The organism is Pseudomonadota bacterium (assembly GCA_039815145.1).
Classification (GTDB): domain Bacteria; phylum Pseudomonadota; class Gammaproteobacteria; order Steroidobacterales; family JBCBZW01; genus JBCBZW01.
In genome coordinates this window covers 22,519-39,524 of sequence record JBCBZW010000023.1, presented here as the reverse complement: position 1 = coordinate 39,524, position 17,006 = coordinate 22,519, and the positions used below count along the sequence as shown (strand labels likewise).

16 protein-coding genes are annotated in these 17,006 nt (G+C 67.1%); 10 read left to right on the top strand and 6 right to left on the bottom strand.

All coding sequences use genetic code 11. From position 1 onward, the window contains the following. Positions 1-8 precede the first annotated feature (8 nt). On the bottom strand, positions 9-263 hold the full coding sequence (locus AAF184_08670) for an exodeoxyribonuclease VII small subunit (protein MEO0422392.1): 255 nt from the start codon (positions 261-263) through the stop codon (positions 9-11). A 217-nt stretch (positions 264-480) separates the two neighbouring features. On the opposite strand from AAF184_08670, the gene AAF184_08665 reads away from it, so the two are divergent. The 5 genes from AAF184_08665 (at position 481) to parC (ending at position 7,439) form a co-directional block, all read left to right on the top strand. Continuing rightward, the gene (locus AAF184_08665; GenBank protein ID MEO0422391.1) at positions 481-897 is read left to right on the top strand and encodes a rubrerythrin family protein; all 417 of its coding nucleotides are present in this window, start codon (positions 481-483) and stop codon (positions 895-897) included. A 166-nt stretch (positions 898-1,063) separates the two neighbouring features. Beyond that, complete coding sequence (locus AAF184_08660; protein MEO0422390.1) at positions 1,064-2,461, top strand: heterodisulfide reductase-related iron-sulfur binding cluster; 1,398 nt, start codon at positions 1,064-1,066, stop codon at positions 2,459-2,461. A 25-nt stretch (positions 2,462-2,486) separates the two neighbouring features. Next, positions 2,487-3,080, top strand: coding sequence for a DUF3501 family protein (locus AAF184_08655; protein MEO0422389.1), 594 nt, complete (start codon positions 2,487-2,489; stop codon positions 3,078-3,080). A gap of 111 nt (positions 3,081-3,191) precedes the next feature. Then, positions 3,192-5,111, top strand: a complete 1,920-nt coding sequence (gene parE / locus AAF184_08650) for a DNA topoisomerase IV subunit B (GenBank protein MEO0422388.1) — start codon at positions 3,192-3,194, stop codon at positions 5,109-5,111. A gap of 75 nt (positions 5,112-5,186) precedes the next feature. Beyond that, positions 5,187-7,439 (top strand): DNA topoisomerase IV subunit A, encoded by a 2,253-nt coding sequence (gene parC / locus AAF184_08645; GenBank protein ID MEO0422387.1) that lies wholly within the window; start codon positions 5,187-5,189, stop codon positions 7,437-7,439. Between the two features lie 4 nt (positions 7,440-7,443). Here parC and AAF184_08640 read toward each other — a convergent pair whose 3' ends face one another. From AAF184_08640 to AAF184_08625, 4 genes are all read right to left on the bottom strand, one after another. Beyond that, positions 7,444-7,878, bottom strand: a complete 435-nt coding sequence (locus AAF184_08640; protein ID MEO0422386.1) for a hypothetical protein — start codon at positions 7,876-7,878, stop codon at positions 7,444-7,446. Between the two features lie 53 nt (positions 7,879-7,931). After that, the gene (locus AAF184_08635) at positions 7,932-8,456 is read right to left on the bottom strand and encodes a DsrE family protein (protein ID MEO0422385.1); all 525 of its coding nucleotides are present in this window, start codon (positions 8,454-8,456) and stop codon (positions 7,932-7,934) included. Between the two features lie 96 nt (positions 8,457-8,552). Then, on the bottom strand, positions 8,553-9,470 hold the full coding sequence (locus tag AAF184_08630) for a sulfotransferase (GenBank protein MEO0422384.1): 918 nt from the start codon (positions 9,468-9,470) through the stop codon (positions 8,553-8,555). A 128-nt stretch (positions 9,471-9,598) separates the two neighbouring features. Next, positions 9,599-11,743 carry a GGDEF domain-containing phosphodiesterase gene (locus AAF184_08625; protein ID MEO0422383.1) on the bottom strand — a complete coding sequence of 715 codons (2,145 nt, stop codon included), beginning with the start codon at positions 11,741-11,743 and terminating at the stop codon, positions 9,599-9,601. Between the two features lie 354 nt (positions 11,744-12,097). On the opposite strand from AAF184_08625, the gene efp reads away from it, so the two are divergent. Genes efp through AAF184_08610 form a run of 3 tightly spaced genes read left to right on the top strand, consistent with a single transcriptional unit; the run spans position 12,098 to position 14,180 of the window. Next, entirely contained in the window at positions 12,098-12,667 is a 570-nt protein-coding gene (efp, locus tag AAF184_08620) for an elongation factor P (GenBank protein ID MEO0422382.1), read from the top strand. Further along, the gene (gene epmA / locus AAF184_08615; protein MEO0422381.1) at positions 12,664-13,650 is read left to right on the top strand and encodes an EF-P lysine aminoacylase EpmA; all 987 of its coding nucleotides are present in this window, start codon (positions 12,664-12,666) and stop codon (positions 13,648-13,650) included. Before efp ends, epmA begins: the two co-directional genes overlap by 4 nt. A 32-nt stretch (positions 13,651-13,682) precedes the next feature. Next, positions 13,683-14,180, top strand: a complete 498-nt coding sequence (locus AAF184_08610; protein ID MEO0422380.1) for a GAF domain-containing protein — start codon at positions 13,683-13,685, stop codon at positions 14,178-14,180. Here the strand turns inward: AAF184_08610 and AAF184_08605 are convergent. Beyond that, entirely contained in the window at positions 14,171-14,794 is a 624-nt protein-coding gene (locus AAF184_08605) for an SCO family protein (protein ID MEO0422379.1), read from the bottom strand. The genes AAF184_08610 and AAF184_08605 overlap by 10 nt on opposite strands. 139 nt (positions 14,795-14,933) lie before the next feature. Here AAF184_08605 and prmB point away from each other — a divergent pair, with 139 nt between their 5' ends. Further along, on the top strand, positions 14,934-15,872 hold the full coding sequence (prmB, locus tag AAF184_08600; GenBank protein ID MEO0422378.1) for a 50S ribosomal protein L3 N(5)-glutamine methyltransferase: 939 nt from the start codon (positions 14,934-14,936) through the stop codon (positions 15,870-15,872). Then, positions 15,872-16,978, top strand: a complete 1,107-nt coding sequence (gene aroC / locus AAF184_08595; protein ID MEO0422377.1) for a chorismate synthase — start codon at positions 15,872-15,874, stop codon at positions 16,976-16,978. Before prmB ends, aroC begins: the two co-directional genes overlap by 1 nt. Positions 16,979-17,006 lie beyond the last annotated feature (28 nt).

Below are 17,006 nucleotides of genomic sequence, written 5' to 3'. Positions count from 1 at the left end.
CTCGCGTCCTACTCCTGGCGCTCGCCGAAGGGGGTGAGGCTCTCGCCGTCCGGACCGGCCAGGGCGTCGATCTTCTGCTCGGCTTCCCGCAGGGCCTGCTGGCAGCTACGGGTGAGGGCGATGCCGCGCTCGAACTGCGCTAGCGAGTCCTCCAGGGAGAGGTCGCCCTTCTCCATGCGGGCGACCAGGGTCTCGAGCTCTTCCAGGGAGCGCTCGAAGTCCGGTTGAGCGGCAGATTTTGCTTTGGAATCAGCGTCGGTCACGTTCGTTCCGAGGGTTGGTGTCGTTGATCTGTGCGCCTGATCGCGGGCGTTTTCGGCGGTGAAAAGCAACCACCGCCGCCGCGTTGCCGCGAATGATAGGGACTATGTCAGAATCCAGCAACGCGGCCACGCGGGCCCATTGGTACCGCCTTGCGTCGCGACTTAGACCGAATCTAGTATCGTGACGTGACATCACGCCAGCCAGGAGAGACGACGTATGGAACTGAAGGGCAGCAAGACTGAGCAAAATCTGAAGGACGCCTTCGCGGGCGAGTCGCAGGCCAACCGCCGCTACCTGTACTTCGCATCGAAGGCCGACGTGGAGGGCTACAACGACATCGCTGCCGTGTTTCGCTCCACCGCAGAGGGTGAGACGGGCCACGCCCACGGTCACCTGGAGTACCTGGAAGCCGTCGGTGATCCGGCCACGGGCAAGCCCATGGGCGGCACGGCCCTGAACCTCGAGTCCGCGATCGCGGGCGAGACCCACGAGTACACCGATATGTACCCGGGCATGGCGAAGTCGGCGCGCGAAGAGGGCTTCGACGAGATCGCTGACTGGTTCGAGACCCTGGCCAAGGCCGAGCGCTCTCACGCCAATCGCTTCCAGAAGGCGCTCGACACGATGGAGTGACGCGGTCGCGCTCCGCGTTACGCCTCACCTAACGGGCGTATCGCAACGGGCTACGGCGTTCGGCGCCTCAGCGTCGAACGCCGGCTCGATTCCAACGCCGGTGCGGTGGCGAAGGCGCCGCCCGCGGACCCCATCCGTGTCAAAGGCCCTGCGAGGCAAGCCGTCCATGAGCTCCACCCCTCCCAAGACACCCCGCGAGGGGAGCGTCGACGCCCCGATCCGTCACCCGATCGATTGGAAAAGTCCCACGTTCCACGACGAGGACGCGCTCTACGCCGAGATGGAACGCGTGTTCGACGTGTGCCACGGCTGCCGCCGTTGCTTCAGCCTGTGCCACGCCTTCCCGCTGCTGTTCGATGCGATCGACGAGAGCCACACCATGGAGGTGGATGGCCTGGAGCGGAAGACCTACTGGGATGTGGCCGAGCACTGTTACCTGTGTGACATGTGCTACCTCTCCAAGTGTCCCTACGTGCCGCCCCACGAATTCAATATCGACTTCCCCCATCTGATGCTGCGCGCGAAGTCGAAGGCCTTTCAGGAGGGTCGCCCGCAAGCGCGGGACAAGATCCTGAGCGCGACGGACAAGGTCGGCGCAATCGCCGGGATCCCGGTCGTCGCTCAGGCGGTTAATGCAATCAATAGCACGGGGTTCGGGCGAAGCGTGCTCGAGAGCGCCCTCGGCGTCGCCAAGGACGCGCCCGTGCCGAAGTACCACAGCAAGTCCCTGCGCGCACAGGTAGGCAAGCGAGCTTCGAGCGTTCGCGAGCCGCAGGCGGTCAACGGCACCACGGGCCGGGTCGCCCTGTTCGGCACCTGTTACGGCAATCGCAACGAGCCCGATCTAGGCCTCGACCTGATCAAGGTGTTCGAGCACAACGGCATCGAGGTGACATTGACGCCCAAGGAGCGCTGCTGCGGCATGCCGAAGCTCGAGCTGGGCGATCTCGAATCGATCGACAAGGCGCGCGAGGCCAACATCCCCGTGCTGGCAGCGTTGGTGGACGAGGGCTACGACCTCGTGGGTCCCGTGCCCTCGTGCGTGCTCATGTTCAAGCAAGAGCTCCCCCTGCTGTTCCCGGAGGACGACCAGGTGGCGAAGGTGCGCGATGCCTTCTTCGACCCCTTCGAGTACCTCATGCTCCGCCACAAGGGCGGCGCCCTGAACACCGACTTCAAGAACTCTCTAGGTAACATCTCCTACCACGTGGCTTGCCACCTGCGCGTGCAGAACATCGGCTTGAAGACCCGCGACGTGCTGGCCCTGGTGCCGGACACGCAGGTCGATCCGATCGAGCGTTGCTCGGGCCACGACGGCACCTACGGCGTGAAGAAGGAATACCGCCAACAGTCGATGAAGATCGCGAAACCGGTGATCCGCAAGGTAGAGCAGGCCAAAGCCGACTACTACGCGAGCGATTGCCCCATGGCGGGGCACCAGATCGAATCGGGGTTGAGCGATGACGCGAAAACGATGCCGACCCACCCGCTGCGCCTGCTGGCCATTGCGTATGGCCTCGCAGCAACGCAGGATGAGGCATCGCACTCGACTCGCTCGCGCTGAGCGAGGCATTAGGAGGACATAAGCCATGGCAGCTGAGAAGCTCACCCGCGATACGCTCATGGGCCTTGAGCAATACGCTGAAGAGCGTACCGAATTCCGTCGTAAGGTAATGGCGCACAAGGCCAAGCGCCGCGCCCACATCGGCGACAACGCCACGTTCATCTTCGAAGACCGCCTGACGATGCAGTACCAGGTGCAGGAGATGCTACGGATCGAGCGCATCTTCGAGGCCGCCGGCATCGAGGAGGAACTCGGCGCCTACAACCCGCTGATCCCGGACGGTGACAACTGGAAGGCCACGTTCCAAGTGGAATTCGACGATCCGAAGGAGCGTGCCGAGCGACTGACGCAGCTCATCGGCATTGAAGATCGCGTCTGGGTGCGCGCTGGAGTCGACGGCGAGCGCGTCTACGCAATCGCCGACGAAGACCTCGATCGCGCGACGGAGGAGAAGACCTCCGCGGTTCATTTCCTTCGCTTCCAGCTCGACGCGAGCTTCATCCAGGCACTGAAGGGCGGCGCCGTCTTAGCGATGGGTATCGACCACGCGAACTACGACCATGCCCTCGAGCCGGTACCCGATCACCTGCGGGAATCACTCCTCGCCGACCTCGACTGACGCGAGCGCACCGCGGGCCGCCACGGCCCGCGGTGCCTGCGTTCATCGGTGCCGCGCGAGACGGTCTCGATCGCGCTCCGGGCACTCCCGCTTTTCGCGTACCATGCGCGGATGAGCAAGAAGGACTACTCCGCTTCCGACATCGAGGTACTGTCAGGCCTCGACCCCGTGCGCCGACGCCCCGGCATGTACACGGACACCACCCGCCCCGATCACCTCGCCCGTGAAGTCATCGATAACGCCATCGACGAAGCCCTTGCCGGACACGGCAAGCGCCTGGTGGTGAGCGTCTACACCGACGGCTCCTTGCAGGTGGACGACGAGGGGCGCGGGATGCCGGTCGACGTGCATCCTGAAGAGAAGGTGCCGGGGGTCGAGTTGATCCTCACCCGTCTGCATGCCGGCGGAAAGTTCTCCAACACCGCCTACGGTTTCTCGGGCGGCCTGCACGGCGTGGGCGTGTCGGTGGTGAATGCCCTGTCGACGCGCCTGACGGTCGACATCCGTCGCGACGGTGCTACCTGGGCCATGGCCTTCGCCGATGGCGAACGCACGGAGAAGCTGAAGAAGACCGGCAAGGCCAAGCGTGGCCAGACCGGCACCACCGTGCGTTTCTGGCCGGATCCGAAGTACTTCGACGCCGCCAACTTCTCGATTCCCCGCATGCGCCACCTGCTGCGCGCCAAGGCCGTACTGTGCCCGGGCCTGGAAGTGACGCTGGTGCAGGAGAAGTCCGGTGAGCGCGAGACCTGGCTCTACGCCGGCGGCCTCACGGATTACCTGACAGAAGCGTGTGGTGAGCAGCCCATGCTGCCGTCCACCCCCTTCGCGGGCGACCTCGACGGCGAGCGCGAGGCGGCCGAGTGGGCGCTTGCCTGGCTGCCGGAGGGGGGCGAGCCCCTGGCCGAGAGCTACGTGAACCTCATTCCAACCGCACAGGGCGGCACCCACGTGAACGGCCTGCGCATGGGCATCACCGAAGCCCTGCGCGACTTCTGCGAGCTGCGCAACCTGCTACCCCGGGGCGTGCGGATCACGCCGGAAGATGCGTGGGATCGCGTGAGCTTCGTGCTGTCGGTGAAGATGCAGGAGCCGCAGTTCTCCGGTCAGACGAAGGAGCGCCTGTCCTCGCGCGAGTGTGCGGCCTTCGTGCAGGGCGTGGTGCGCGATGCCTTCATCCTCTGGCTGAACCAGCACGTGGAGAGCGGTGAGCAGATCGCCCAGCTCGCCATCGAGGCGGCTACCGCGCGCAGCAAAGCCGCGCGCCAGGTGGTGCGCAAGCGCGTGACGGCGGGCCCCGCCTTGCCCGGCAAGCTGTCCGATTGCTCCAGCCAGGACCCGGCGCGCACGGAGCTGTTCCTGGTGGAGGGCGATTCCGCCGGCGGCTCGGCGCGCCAAGCCAGGGATCGTGAATTCCAAGCTGTCATGCCCCTGCGCGGCAAGATCCTGAACACCTGGGAAGTCTCGCCGGCGGAGGTGCTCGCGAGCCAGGCCGTGCACGACATCAGCGTGGCCATCGGTGTGGATCCCGGCACGAGTGACCTCAAGGGCCTGCGCTACCAGCGCATCTGCATCCTCGCCGACGCCGACTCGGACGGCCAGCACATCGCCACGCTCCTGTGCGCCTTGTTCCTGCGCCACTACCGACCGCTGGTGGCCCAGGGGCATGTCTACGTGGCCATGCCACCACTGTACCGCATCGATGTGGGCAAGCATGTGTTCTACGCTCTGGATGAGGCGGAGTTGCAGGGGCACCGAGATCGGATCACCGCGGAGAAGCTGACAGGTAAGGTCAGTGTTACGCGCTTCAAGGGTCTTGGTGAGATGAGCCCCGGGCAGCTTCGCGAGACCACCATCGCGCCGCAGACCCGTCGCCTGGCGCGCCTGACGATCGGCGACAACGGGGCGAGGGAGCCGGGCGATGAGTCGCTCAGCGCGGACCAACTGCTCGACATGCTGCTGGCCAAGAAGCGTGCCTCGGACCGTCGCGCCTGGCTCGAGCGCAAGGGCAATCTCGCCGAGCAATTGTGATCCCGCCCGAGCCGCCAACGCCCCGCCGCCCCGGCCGGGCGTGCCTATGAGATACACCAGGGAGCTGATCGATTGATGCAAGATCAATCACTTGATTTCGAAGGGATCGAGCCGATGGCGCTCGAGGTCTTCACGGAGAAGGCCTACCTCGACTATTCCATGTACGTGATCCTCGATCGCGCCCTGCCGCAGGTGAGCGACGGCCTGAAGCCGGTGCAGCGGCGCATCACTTACGCCATGAGCGAACTGGGCCTCGCCGCGGGTTCGAAGCCGAAGAAGTCCGCGCGCACGATCGGCGACGTGATCGGCAAGTATCATCCCCACGGCGACTCCGCGTGCTACGAAGCGCTGGTGCTGATGGCCCAGCCCTTCTCCTACCGCTATCCCGTGATCGACGGCCAGGGCAACTTCGGCGCCCAGGACGACCCGAAGTCCTTCGCCGCCATGCGCTACACCGAAGCGCGCCTCTCGCCCTACGCGGCGACGCTCCTGAGCGAGCTCGGCCAGGGCACGGTGGAGTGGGGCCCCAACTTCGACGGCACCCTGGACGAGCCCCTGTCGTTGCCGGCGCGCCTGCCGAACGTGCTCCTGAACGGCGCCATGGGCATCGCCGTCGGCATGTCGACGGACATCCCACCGCACAACCTGCGCGAAGTCGCCGCCGCCGCCGGCGCGATGCTGCGTTCCCGACGTCCGAGCATGGACGAGATCCTGGATATGGTGCCAGCGCCGGATTTCCCCACCGGAGGTGAGATCGTCACCCCGCGGGAGGATCTGAAGGCGATCTACCGCACGGGCAACGGCACCTTGCGCCTGCGTGCCACCTGGGAGCGCGAGGACGGCGACATCGTCATCACCGAATTGCCCTATCAGGTGTCTAGCGCCAAGGTGCAGGAGCAGGTGGCGGCACAGATGCGGGCCAAGAAGCTGCCGATGGTGGAGGACATGCGCGATGAGAGCGATCATCGCAGCCCGACCCGCCTGGTGCTCGTGCCGCGCTCGAACCGGGTGGATGCGGAGGCGGTGATGAGCCACCTCTTCGCCACCACAGACCTCGAGCGCACCGTGCGCATCAACTTGAATGCCATCGGCCTCGACGGTCGTCCCCGCGTGTTCTCCCTGCGCGCCCTGCTCGAGGAGTGGGTGACCTATCGCATCGAGACGGTGCGGCGCCGCTTGCAACACGAGCTGGACCGCATCCTCGATCGCCTGCACGTGCTGGACGGCCTGATCATCGCGTTCCTCAACATCGATGAGGTGATCGCGATCATCCGCAACGAGGACCACCCGAAATCAGCCCTCATGGCGCGCTTCAACCTCAGCGACCGCCAGGCCGAGTCGATCCTGGAGCTGCGCCTGCGTCGCCTGGCGAAGCTCGAGGAGATGCGCCTGCGGGCAGAGCAGGGTGAGCTGACCACGCGCCGGCAGCAGATCGAGACTGTGCTCGCCAACGACACGCGCCTGCGTCGCCAGGTCCGCGAGGAGCTCACGGCCGACGCGCAGGAGTACGGCGACGACCGGCGCACCCGCCTGGTGGAGCGTCCGCCGGCGAAGGCCATCGACACAGCCTCCCTGGTGCCCACGGAACCCGTCACCGTGGTGCTCTCCGAGCGCGGTTGGATCCGCGCCGCCAAGGGCCACGAGGTGGATGGCGCCGCCCTGAACTACAAGGCCGGCGACGGCTTCCTGCAGGCGGCCCGCGGGCGCAGCTCGGAGCAGGCCGTCTTCCTCGATAGCACCGGGCGAACCTACTGCGTGGCAGCGCACACGATGCCCTCGGCCCGTGGTCAGGGCGAGCCCCTCGCCGGGCGCGTCTCGGCGCCGGACGGCGCCACCTTCCGCGGCGTGCTGATCGGGCCGGAGGACACGCGCTGCGTGCTCAGCACCGATGCCGGCTACGGCTTCGTCGCGGGCCTTGCCGATCTCATGTCACGCAACAAGTCCGGCAAAGTAGCGCTGTCCGTGCCGAAGGGAGCTCAGGTGCTCGCGCCGGCGCCCCTGCCCGTTGGCGCAGAGATGGCGTCGCTGCGCGTGGCGGCCGTGTCGTCCGATGGGCATCTGCTCGTCTTCCCCCTGAGCGATCTGCCGGCCCTTGCTAGGGGCAAAGGAAACAAGATCATTAGTCTACCTGCGGCAAAGGGAGAGAAGGCGCCGACGATGATCGGGCTGGTGGTGGTAGGCCCGCGCGATGGCCTGGCGCTGGAGGCTGGCAAGCGCCGCATGACGCTCAAGCGCGGCGATCTCGAGCACTACGAGGGCACGCGCGGTCGCCGGGGCAACATGCTGCCGCGAGGCTGGCGCAAGGTGCAGAGCGTCACCCTGGCCTAGCCCACTAGGGGACTTTGGTCAGGGTGAAGCGTACGGCGTTGGCCTGCGCTTCGCTTCCCCACCGGCAGGGTAGGGTGCTCTGCGCTGCTTCGGCGTCGAGGCTGCAGGTGAACGTGTCAGGCGCGTAGACCCCTTCGATGGCTGGCCCCGCCACGAGGCGCGGGGCGCTGCCCGCTAGCACGATCAACTGACCTGCGTCGTCGATCGTAAGCGCGAGATCCTGGCGGATGGTGCGAATGGCCCCGGGCCTGTCGCTGGCGTAGTACCGAATGTCCAGGGTGCCGTCGGTGAGCGATTCCCCTAGGTGCACGGTGAAAGCGTAGTGCTCCTCGAGATCGCCTCGAAGTAACAGCACCTCGGACGCCTGCCAGTGACCGGCCAGGCGCGAAGGGTCGGCATCCACTCCCGGCGTGCAGCCGACCACGAGTGTCGCCAGCAAGGCGGGCGCGAACCTCGGTAGGTGCAGTTCAGAGATCGCCACGATCGACCGGTTTAGAACGGGTTGAGCTCGTAGCCCTCGGCGGCGAGCACCGCGTGCGCGGTCATCGCCGAGAGCGACATCTCCACGCCCGGAAGCAGCTGATCTGCGCTCACCTCGTAGTAGGCGGCGCTCTGCCCGCACACGTAGAGGCGCACATCGTGCTCGCGCAGAGCGGCGACCAGGGCGGCGTTGTCCTTCGGCGTCTGCGTGGAGGCCTTCCCGGTGAGCACATCGAACACGGCCCGACCGTGAATGACCACCGCCACGTGCAATCGCTCCGCCGGCACGCCGCTGCGGGTGTGCATGTTCAGAAAGCGCGCTGCCGTCACCAAGCTTCGGCTCAGTTCCCCATCCTTCGCGCCCTCGGAGACGTCGAAGCGCACGCGCAGGTGCATGTCTTCTGGGATTGGGGCCGCGCCTTCGACGGTGGCCGCGGGCCCGAATTCTTCGAGCAGGGGGCCGGTGGTGAAGGCGGCCATGGAGTCGGCGTGGCATGGCGCGCCAGCGAACAGGCCGGCGACCAGCAGTGGTAGCAATCTCGGGAGTCTGAGCGGGGAAACGACGGGCATCGGGCAGCCTCGGCAGCAGCGGTGGTCAGGTGGCTGCTAGCGTACTCGGCTTGGCGGTCTCCGTCAGCGCGGTGCCGCCTCCGCTCGCGCCCGTTCGAGCCAACCGTCGACCGGTGCTCCGCACCGTTCGGCCAGTTGCTCGAGCTCCGCGAGGTAGTACTCCGAAAGCGAGCGACGAATGGCGGCAGGCATCTGCGTGTGAGTGCGTGTGCTGCCAGCGTTGACCCGTTTGGCCAGGGTGGCAGCCGGGATCTCGCGCCGTGCCACCTGAAGATGATCGGTGATTCGGTCCAAGGTGCCTTGGGGGTCGCTGCGGATGTGGTCCTGGTATTCGATCAGGAACCGATCCCCCGTGTAGTGCTGGCCCCAGGCGTCCAGCGTGTGCAGGTAGTGACCCTCCACGTGGGCGGCCGGATGCGCGAGGTAGCGGGCAAAGTCGGCCTCGGTGATCTGCTCTAGGGGGCGCTCCAGCATCAGGGGCAACATCATGCGGGCGTTGGACCAGGCGCGCTCCACCGGATCGCGCATCAGGAAGATCACCCTCAGGTGTGGAAAGCCCTCCCGGATCTCCTCCACCGCATAGGCGGGTAGCGATGCGTAGAACGGGGTGATGTCGCCGCTGACCCGACCGCGGGCGGGATCGAAGAGCGAGGCGTACCAGTCGAAGTCGCCCGGGCCCCTCAGGAACTTGATCATCCACGGGATGGGGAACCCCGCACGCGGCGACAGGGCGCGCCGGAGGGCGCGCTGGATCACCCGTCGCGGGTGATCGCGAAACAGGCCGAACCAACCCATTCGCCTGCCGGGCGGGGCCTCACTGCCCTCGATGGGATAGCGCTTGTTGAAGTAGCGCACCTCCTTCTCCGGTGGCAGCCAGACCTCGGGATGCGTGGCGAGCTGTTGATAGAGCCAGGTGGTGCCGCACTTGGGCGCGCCGATGCAGAGAAAGGTGGGTTGGCGACGCGCGGATGCGGCTGACATGGCGACGAGGGGCTCGCGGCTGAAACAAGGCGGAATCGGCGGGCCAGCGGGGAGGCCTCGTAGGACTCGACGCCAGCGCGCGCGCCTACCGGTGGGCGCCCGCGCAGTCTACCAGCGGTGCCAGAGGATCAGGGGCCGTTGGTGCCCGTGCCGTCCATGACCACCGCTTCGGGCGCCTGCACGTAGTGCCCTTGCACATAGTAGCCCTGGATGAACTCGACGCCGATGGACCACAGGGCGGCCATGGTGTTGGCGTCCTCGACCCGCTCGGCGATGGCCACGATGTCCCGATCCGTCGCCTCCTTCACCAGGCTGCGCACGTGATCCTGCAGGTCGCTGCTGGTGGGGAACCCTTGCATCAGCGAGCCGTCGATCTTGATGAAGTCGATGGGGATGGACTCGAGCAGCAGGCGCGGCTCGCTGCCGAGGCCGAAGTGCTCCAGGCAGAAGCCGCAACCGATGCGGCGGGCGTCCTTCGCCATGTCGCTTGCCGCACCGAGGTTGTCGGTGGCGTGGGTCTCCGTGACCTGCAGTACGAGGCGGTCCGGTTTGATGTTGGCGTTGCTCAGCTGTTGGCTCAGCCAATCCGCCAGGGAGCGATCGGGCAAGGAGTCCCTGGAGACGCGCACGAACAGCTTGGTGAGTTCCTGGTCGTTGGCGGCGCCGATCGCGCGCGCCATCACCCAGCGGTCGATGGCGCGCATCATGCCGTTGCGTTCCGCGGCGGGCAGGAACTGGTTCGGAAGCACCTCGCCGTCACCGGCATCCATCATGCGGATCAGCACGTCGAACATCTCGGTGCCGCGCTCTTCGAGATCCGCGATAGGTTGGTAGGCGAGGCGGAAGCCGTCGTTGCGCATGGCATGGTTGATACGCTTGACCACGGCCTTGTCGTCGGCCGTCTGCTCCAGGGAGACGCCATTGGCGTCGTGGAGAATCACATCGTCTTCGCCCGTTTCCTGCGCCTTGCGCGAGGCGCGAGCGGCTTTGGAGGCGAGCGAGGAGAGGTCGTCGCTGCGCCCCTTCACGGCCGCGCCCACACAGGCGCGTACCTTGACGTCCTCGCCGGAGAGCAAGAACGTCAGGTTAGAGATCTTCTTCAGTAAGGCCTCGCCCCAGGCCTCGATGTCTCGGGTGGCGCCGCGGTCGGCGAGCACGCAGAAGTTACCGCCGGCGAGCTGCCCCCAGATATCGCCCGGGTGCACCGAGTCGGCGATCGTGTCCGCCAGTCCGTGCAGGATCTCTTCGAAGCCGAGGGGGCCCCAGCGCTCCACCAGGGCGTTCATCTTGTCGATGCGCACGTGGTAGAGCACGCGTAGGCCACCGGCGTGATTGCGCTCGAGCCCGTCCGTGACCTTCTGCAGGAAGTTGCGCCGTTGGTGAAAGGGGAGGAAGGGATCGCCGCCGGCGCGCGCGGCGCCCGCGCCCTTGGCATCGGCGCTGGCCGGGGCGCTGGCTTCGCTTGCTGCGTCGTTCGCTTCTGCCTCGGCAGCGTCGCGACGAGCCGGCGTGAGTTCGATGCGCACGGCATCGTCGCCGTCGAAGAGATCCGCCTCCAGCATCGCGTCCACGGGCTGGCCTTTGGGTCCGTCCGAATCCTCGTCATTGCCGAGTACGCGGCAGCGCAGGGAGTCGTCACGCCACATGCCCTTCTGGCACGCGACGAGGGCGCCCTTGAGAGCGACGCGGCTGTCCGCAGCGAAGACGTCCATGACCGGCATGGCCACGAGGTCCGCCACGTCTTCCAGGCCGAGCAAGGTGACGCAGGCCAGGTTCGCATCGGCCACCACACCTTCCTGCGCCCACAGAAAGGCGCGCGTGCTCTCGCTCGTCAAGCGTTCGACCTGGTCGCGGAACCCGGCGACCTGGGTCTGGGCCTCGGCGAGTTCCGCCGCGGCGGTGGCGAGGCGTACTTCACGTGCGATGACGTTCACCGCCCGCGCCTGGGCGGAGAGGGAGATGGCGTCGTTGGCGCCCTGGGACAGGGCGGACTCGATCAGCGACTCGTCCACCAGATCCGCCACCAGCAGGGCCGAAGCGGTGGGCACGTGCTCGTCGCGCCAGCCGAGCGTATCGCCCAGCTGATCGGCCTCCAGCACCAGCAGGGCGGAGGGTAGCGGCTCCGGCAGGCGCTCCTCCGGCAGCGACTCGGCGTCCGCCACCCAATGGCAGTTTGCCTGCAGCCCGGAGGAGATCATCAACGACTGGATGCGCTCCAGGTCGTCCTGGTCCGGCGTGATGATGAAGACGTTGGCGGTGGAGAGCTGGTTCACTGAGTCCTCACGACGCAGACACGGCAATAGGGCGGCGAGCCAGTTGCCTTGCACCCTAGGGGGCCGAGCGCGCTGCACCCAGCACGCTAGATTCTGCGGAGAAACGCGCCGCCGCGGCCGCGACGCTGTTCACACGGAGTGCCTACCCTGGCAAAGCCGTCTACTGGTTCTCGTTGTGGTGACGGCCACTCGTCCCTTTTGAGTAGCCTACCCCAACCTGTTCCGAGATTGACAGATGGAATATGGCAAGCGCGTGCGTCTCCTCCCAACGACGCCCAGCGTGGAGATGCCCTGGGCGATCGCCTATGATTGCGCCCTCTTTTAATGCCTCCCCGAGGCCCGACAGGTACCGAGATGGCCAGCTACAGCACCAACGAGTTTCGTTCCGGCTTGAAGATACTGATCGACGGCGATCCCTACGCCATCGTCGAGAACGAGTTCGTGAAGCCCGGTAAGGGGCAGGCCTTCAATCGGGTCAGGGTGCGCAACCTGAAGACCGGCCGGGTGACCGATCGGACCTGGAAGTCCGGCGATTCGGTAGAAGCCGCCGACGTGATGGACACGGAGATGCAGTACCTCTACACGGACGGCGAATTTTGGCACTTCATGGTGCCGGCGAACTACGAGCAGTACGCCGCCGATGCCAAGACCGTGGGTGATGCCGCGCAGTGGCTGAAGGAAGAGGCGATCTGCCAGATCACCCTGTGGAACAATGAGCCGCTCGCCGTGTCCGCGCCCAACTTTGTTGAGATGACCATCACGCAGACCGATCCGGGCGTGAAGGGCGACACCGCCCAGGGCGGTACCAAGCCCGCCACCCTGGAGACAGGGGCGGTGGTGCGCGTGCCGCTGTTCGTCGAGCAGGGTGAGATGATTCGCGTGGACACGCGGACCGCCGAGTACGTCTCACGCGTCAAGGAGTGATCGACCGCGCGGCGGCGCCGCGTCCCTGGTCGCCGAGCGCGAACGCCGACGCCATCCGCGCCCGCGCCACCCTCTACCAGTCGCTGCGTGCCTTCTTCGCCGCCCGTGACGTGCTCGAGGTGGATACGCCCATGCTCTCTCGGGCGAGCGGCACCGATCCTGCCCTGGCGCCGTTGGCCGTGCCCCGCTGCGCTGGCCGTCCCGCCTGGCTGCACACCTCTCCCGAGTTTGCGATGAAGCGCCTGCTGGCGAGCGGGATCGGGGATATCTTCCAGCTCTGCCACGTCTTTCGCGACGACGAATCCGGACGCCATCACAACCCTGAGTTCACCATGCTCGAGTGGTATCGCCTGGGCTTCGATCACCATCGACTGATGGACGAGGTGGACGACCTGCTGCGCACCGTGCTCCCGCCAGCTCGTCTGCGGCAACCGACAGCCAAGGTGACTTTTCACGCCGCCGTGGCCCAGGCCACCGGCCTCGATGCGGACATGGCCACCGTGCCGGCCTTGCTCAATTGCCTGGCGGCCGCCGGTGTGCCAGCGCCCGAGGCGTGTCGCGACGATCGCGAGGCGCTGTTGGACCTCGTGCTCGGGGATGTGATCGGACCGACCCTGGGCCAGGAAGGGCCGGTGATGGTCTACGACTACCCGGCGAGTCGCGCCGCCTTGGCGCGGGTGCGCCCCGGCTTGCCCCCGCGAGCGGAACGCTTCGAGCTCTACCTGCAAGGGGTGGAGCTAGCTAATGGATTTAATGAGCTGACGGATAGCGAAGAGCAGCGCCGTCGCTTCGCTGCGGAAAGCGCCGAGCGCGAGCGCGCCGGATTGCCCAGCCTGCCCATGGACGATGCGTTCCTGGATGCCCTCGACCACGGCCTGCCTCCCTGCGCGGGGGTGGCCCTCGGCGTGGACCGCTTGCTGATGCTCATGCTGGGCGCGGCCCATCTCGATGAGGTGCTGGCATTTCCCCTGAGTCGCGCCTGAGCCCGCATCCACTACCCGACAGGACCCACTCCATGGCATCGACCGATTCCGCCGCCGTCGACTACGAGTTCCTCGCCAGCTCCCTGGACGCGCTCCTGGGTGCTGAGGACGATCTCATCGCCAACGCCGCCAACACCTCATCGCTGCTCTACCACGCGTTGCCGGCCGTGAACTGGTTGGGGTTCTACTTCACGCGTGCGCAAGGTGAGGACCGACAACTCGTGCTCGGCCCGTTTCAGGGCAAGAGCGCCTGCGTGCGCATCGATTGGGGACGTGGCGTCTGCGGCACCGCCGCCGCCACCCGCACCACCCAGCGCGTGGCCGACGTGCACGCCTTCGAAGGCCACATCGCCTGCGACCCGGACTCGCGCTCAGAGGTGGTCGTGCCCCTGATCGACGGGCGGGGCGAGGTGGTGGGCGTGCTCGATGTCGACAGCGCAACGCCGGACCGCTTCGACGCTCGCGATCAGCGCGGCCTCGAAGCGCTGGCGGCGGTTTTCATGCAGCGCTGGCCCGTGCATCAGCCTTGATCGGCAAGGCGCTTGAGCACCGCTAGGTCCTGCCGGATCGTATCCGCCACCAGTGGTGGCGGCGGATTGAACACGGCGGCGATGCGACCTTCGGGATCTACCACCAGTACTGCGGCCGAGTGATCCACCGTGTACTCGCCGTCGTCGCCGAGCGGCACCTTGCCGTAGGCGATGGCCGCGGCCGCTGCGAAATCAGCGATCGCCTGCGCACTGCCGGTGACGCCCACCACATCCTCGCCGAAGCGGGCCACGTAGGCCGCCATGCGTTCGGGCGTGTCGCGTTCGGGGTCGACGCTGACGAGCACGATCTGCGCGGCTGGTGCGTCCTGCGCCGAGGTCGGGGCCACCGCTTGCGACAGGGTGCTCAGGGTGAGCGGACACACGTCCGGGCAGTGGGTGAAGCCGAAGAAAAGCAATCGCCAGCGTCCCTCGATATGCTCGCGGGTGAAGGGGGCACCTTCGTCGTCCACCAGGGCGAAGGCGGGGAGCGGACGGGGCTGCGGGTAGGCCGTCGCCATCGCCAGCGTGCTCGCAGGCGCCGCCATCCAGCGGGACAGGGTGATCCCCGCGACTACGGCGAGGACGCTGAGCAAGATCAGGCCGATTCGTTGCATCTCGGTGGGTTCTTCATCGCTGCGTTGGACGAGGAGGGGCGCGTGGGTCGCAGCCCGCCGGCGGTGGCCAGGTATGATACTCCGCAAACCACGAGCCCATCGCCCGCGTTCCCGGCTCGCGACACGAGAGACAGCATTGATGAACGACGCTCACGCCCACGATCCACACCAGGTAGCGCAAGTGCTGCGCAGCGGGCTCGATCTCCTGCGCTACGCCGTCAGTCGCTTCCATGCCGCTGAACTGCATTTCGGCCACGGCACGGACAACGCCGTCGACGAGGCTCGTCTGCTCGTGTGCCACGCGCTCGACCTGCCCTGGGAGACGCCGGACCTGCTCCTGCAAGGGCGGCTCCTGGAGCATGAGATCCTGCGCGCCCTGGCCCTCATCGAAGAGCGCGTCGAGCGGCGCTGCCCCGCGCCCTACCTCACGGGAGAGGCGTACTTCGCGGGTCTGCGCTTCCTGGTGGATGAGCGGGTGATCGTGCCGCGCTCGCCGGTCGCGGAGCTGATCGAGTGCGGATTCTCGCCCTGGGTCAGCGAGCCCGAGCACATGGGTGCCGTCCTGGACCTGTGCACCGGGAGCGGCTGCATCGCGGTGGCGTGCGCCTACGCCTTCCCCAACGCCCAGGTGCACGCGGCCGACCTCAGCGAGGACGCCCTGGACGTGACGCGCGCCAACATCGCCGCCCACGGTCTGGAGGATCGCGTGCATGCGGTGCACTCGGATCTGCTGAATGGCCTCGGCGATCAGCGCTATCAGCTGATCGTCTGCAACCCGCCCTACGTGGGCGCGGCGGAGCTCTCGGATCTGCCCGCCGAGTACGCATGCGAACCGACCATGTCGTTGGCGGGAGGCGAAGACGGCATGGATCTGGTGGACCGCATCTTGCGCGGGGCTGCGCAACACCTCACCCCCGACGGGGTGCTGGTGCTGGAGGTGGGCAACAGTGCGCCGCAGGCCATGGCGAGGTGGCCCCAGCTGCCCTTCACATGGCTGGAGTTCGAGCGCGGCGGTCATGGCGTGTGCCTGCTGCGCGAGCCCGAACTGCGGGCCCTGGCGGCGGAGGCGGCGAACTGATGGCGGGCAACAGCTTCGGACAGGCCTTCACGGTCACCACCTTCGGCGAGAGTCACGGGCCTGCGATCGGCGCCATCGTCGATGGCTGTCCGCCGGGCCTGGCCCTGCAGGAGGCGGATCTGCAGGGGGATCTCGATCGGCGTCGCCCGGGCACCTCGCGCCACGTCACCCAGCGTCGCGAGCCCGATCGCGTGCGTATTCTGTCGGGCGTCTTCGAGGGGGTGACCACGGGCACCTCGATCGGCCTGCTGATCGAGAACGAGGATGCGCGATCGAAGGACTACAGCAAGATCAAGGAGCTGTTTCGACCGGGCCACGCCGACTACACCTACCTCCAGAAGTACGGCCGCCGTGACTACCGCGGGGGCGGTCGTTCCTCCGCCCGCGAGACGGCGATGCGGGTGGCCGCCGGTGGCATCGCGCGCAAGTACCTGCGCGAGCACTTGGGCGTTGAGATGTACGGCTGGTTGGGCCAGCTCGGCCCCCTCGCCCTCGACTGCCCGCAGCCGGACTCGGTCAACGACAACCCCTTCTTCTGCGGCGACCCGGCGCGCGTCGCCGAGCTCGAACAGTTCATGGATGCTCTGCGCAAGGATGGCGATTCGGTGGGTGCGCGCGTCAACGTCATCGCCCACGGTGTGCCCGCCGGCCTCGGCGAGCCGGTGTTCGCCAAGCTCGATGCGGACATCGCCTCGGCCATGATGGGCATCAACGCCGCCAAGGGCGTGGAGATCGGGGACGGCTTCGGGGTGGTCGAGCAGCGTGGCACGGCTCATCGCGACGAACTCACACCGAATGGATTCATCAGCAACCACGCCGGTGGTGTGCTCGGCGGTATCTCCTCAGGTCAGCCGGTGCGGGTGAGCGTGGCGATCAAGCCTACCTCCAGCATTCGCCTGCCCGGGCGCACCGTGGATACGCAGGGGCAGGACGCCGAGATCCGAACCCACGGTCGCCATGATCCCTGCGTGGGCATCCGAGCCGTGCCGATCGCCGAGGCCATGCTGGCCCTGGTGCTGATGGACCACCTGCTACGCCACCGGGGCCAGAACGCTGGCGTCGAGCCGCCGATGCCCCCCATCCCGGGCCAGGCACCGGACGCCTGAGCCCGCCCGCCGTCTTCTTGAGGACCCT